Below are 3257 nucleotides of genomic sequence, written 5' to 3' on the forward strand. Positions count from 1 at the left end.
CTGATTGACGGCTCGATCAACTGACTGACGTAGCGATCTATCGCCTGACTCTTTTAAGATACAAGGGGCGGGTTTTATCAATTATCTATGCCAGAAAACAACAATATAATAAACCCGCCCCCACCTAACGACAAATCCGAATCTACATTTTTTGGATTCGCTCGAATATCAGGTTAATCTGGGTTATCGGTTGTGTGGGGGCGGGTTTACAAGATTGTTTGCGGTTATCAAATATTGTTGGTAAAACCCGCCCCTTGTATCTTAAAAGAGTTGGTGTAGCGATCGTACCGTCAAGCAGGCGCTCGCTCCGTCAAGCAGGCAATCGCTCCGTCAAGCAGGCGATCGTACCGATAAGTGGGCGATCGCTCTATCGAGTAGGCGTAAATCTAAAGAAACAAGAAAAATGTAGCGCCGGGAGTGCAAGTTTCAGCAGAAAGTGTTGTGATCGGACATCAGAAATCGGTGAAGTTGGCCCGCCCCTTAGACTTTGGCAAGTCTGTTGCGTAGATAAGCTCCCATGACTGATGACAGGCACACATAAAGCTGGACAGTATCTGAGGCTCTCGATCTTCTGATCGGGAAAGCCTGCATTGACTCTTGTTAGTCTTCTATTGCCTGTCGGTTCTTTTATAAATCGGAGTACATCGGGAGCAAACAATGACATCAACAGTATACGGCATAGACATCAGTAAAAGAGACTTTCATGTCTCATTACTGAGAGAAGGTCGTGCGACTAAACCCAAAAAGTTTACCAACAATACTCCAGGTTTTGAGAGTTTACATAACTGGTTGAAACAACAAAATGTAGTCGAACTCCATGCGAGCACATGGAAGCTACTAGCATTTACGGCGAAGCCTTAGCCGAATTCCTTTATGGGGAAGGCTTTCAGGTAAGTATTGTCAATCCGGTCCGGATTAAAGGGTTTGCCAAAAGCGAACTTCTGAGAACTAAAACTGACTCCGTAGATGCGGCACTGATTGCTCGTTTTTGTGCGGCGATGAAACCGGCTCTGTGGACACCAACCGCGCCTGAAGTCAAAGAATTACAAGCCCTGTTGCGACGGCTCGAATCTGTGATTGAAATGGCTACGAGCGAGCAGAACCGTCGGGAAACAGCTACGCCAACTGTTGCCGGTCTTACCCTGGCACACTTGGAGTATCTAAAAGAGCAACAGCAACTGATCAAAAAACTCCGACGCGACCATTTTGACCAGTACCCACATTTAAAACAACAACGTGACCTCTTGACCTCAATTCCTGGAATTGGTGAACAGACGGCCTCGGTATTGTTAGCTGAAATTCGTGAGATTTCCGATTACGACAATGCCCGTCAATTAGCTGCTTACGCGGGTTTAACTCCCTGTGAACGGAGTTCTGGGACTTCGGTTAAAGGCAAAACTCGTTTGTCCTGTACCGGTAATGTCCGACTGCGAAAGGCGCTGTATATGCCAGCAGTAGTAGCGATGCGTCACAACCCGTTACTCAAAGCTATGAGCGAACGATTATTGGGGCGCGGTAAAGTCAAAATGCAGGTGATTGGTGCTTTGATGCGAAAGTTAGTACATTTAGCTTTTGGGATTTTAAAATCCCAAAAGCCTTTCGACCCCAATTATTTGACTGCTACCCCTTGACAGTTCAAGACAGTATCTACATTTAACTCGTGACTGATGACTAATTTAAAATCGCTGCTTGGTACCTAGTATAAATTTGAGGTCGCCGGAGTCGCTAACAGCCATATCTAAGCGAATTAATCCAAAGGACGATCGCACCCTCACACCCACCCCAACACCCGCCCCAGTCCCCGGTTTGTCCCTGACTACCGCCGGTTTCCCCAACACGCTATCTCCCGTTCCCAAATCCGACGCAAAATCAACAAATATCACGCCGCCAACATCCTGACCCACAGGAAACCGATATTCCCCGGAAGCTAAAAAATAACTCCGGCCACTGCCAATATCCCCGCTATCGTAACCCCGCACAGAATTGCGGCCACCGAGGCGAAAAGCTTCCGTTGGTGGCAAATCCCCGATTACCGTCCCCCCTTGCAAGTTAAAAGCCAGCATTTCGGGCAAGGCTTCGGACTCGCTAATGCCCAGCAAAGTTACTGGTACATAGTGTATATAATTTGCTAACAGCCTGTTACTCACAATGTTACCTCGTCCCAGAGGTATCGACTGCTCGGTGCTGAGGCTGAGAATCGAGCCGCTGGTGGGGTTGAAGGGATTGTCCCGCCGATCGAGCATCGCACCCAAAGAAACAGTGTATAACTCGTCAACGCCGCTGCCGCTGAATGAGAGAGGATTGCCGAGCTCGTCGCGGCGGGCGATATTTAAGTTGCGATCGCGCGTGCTGATATTTGTATAATTCAGTCCCAAAGTCGATTGCCAATTGCCCAAAGGTCTGGTAAACCTGAGATTTCCCCCCACCCGAATTTCCCGTACCCGGTTCCCGTTGGGCAAATCAATATCTTTGTTGAAAATTTCCGATATTCTGCGATCGCCAAAAGCTCTCACACTGTATCCCAAACGGTCTTCGGCGGCAACGTAAGGGCTGACAAACTCGACATCGTACTGGATACCTCGGAGGCTGGGTTCAAGTTCCACCGACAGCCGCTGTGGGGTGCGGCCGAAAGTTCGATCTGTATATGAAAGAGGAATAGCAACGCCAACATCATCACTAAGACTGGCACTCACGCCAAAAGAGCGAGCCGATCGCTCTTGAACGTTGTAGATTACATTAACATCCGTGCCAACTTCTTCGATCGAAACCGTAACCTTGTCAAACAATCCCAATTGCTGCAACTGCTGTAAATCCGATCGTACAACTTCCCGGCTGTAGTTATCCCCCGCCTTGAGTTTGAGCTCACCTCGGATAAAATCTTCCGAAATTCTGCCCTCAACCGGATTCCCTTTTTTATCCACAGCTTCACCTGTGGAATTGACAAAGCGAATTTTCACCTCTGCAACGTAAACACCTTCAGCATTGCCCGCTTGACTGATTTGTAGAGTACCACCTAGCTGTCGGGCGTTGCTGTTTACTGCTTCGGGCATTTCGGCGTTGGCTGCGATCGTCGCCGGAGTTTTTAACAGAGATGTAAAATCTTTATGGTGGCTGGACTTGAGTGAGGGAGATTCCCTAGGGGATAGCTGCACCCCGCGTACTTCAGCCAACATTCCTGTTCCACCAAACAATTCATCTCTTGTGGAACGGGCATCTTGCCCGTTCTTGACAGATGCTGCACCGTTCTTGAGAGATGC

2 protein-coding genes are annotated in these 3257 nt (G+C 48.5%); one reads left to right on the forward strand and one right to left on the reverse strand.

All coding sequences use genetic code 11. The features are described from left to right. Window positions 1-827 precede the first annotated feature (827 nt). A complete protein-coding gene (locus QUB08_RS25225; protein WP_333228146.1) occupies window positions 828-1631 on the forward strand; it encodes a transposase in 804 nt (267 codons plus the stop codon). Window positions 1632-1676: 45 nt separating this feature from the next. On the opposite strand, the gene QUB08_RS25230 is transcribed toward QUB08_RS25225, so the two are convergent. After that, window positions 1677-3257, reverse strand: a 1581-nt coding sequence (locus QUB08_RS25230) for a BamA/TamA family outer membrane protein (RefSeq protein ID WP_333228148.1), incomplete at its 5' end; no start/stop codon positions are given.

Source organism: Microcoleus sp. BR0-C5 (assembly GCF_036705045.1).
GTDB lineage: Bacteria > Cyanobacteriota > Cyanobacteriia > Cyanobacteriales > Microcoleaceae > Microcoleus.

What these genes read in the sequence shown, in the direction of transcription:
- QUB08_RS25225 (WP_333228146.1), top strand. Translation starts at nt 828, where the DNA reads ATGGAAGCTACTAGCATTTACGGCGAAGCCTTAGCCGAATTCCTTTAT.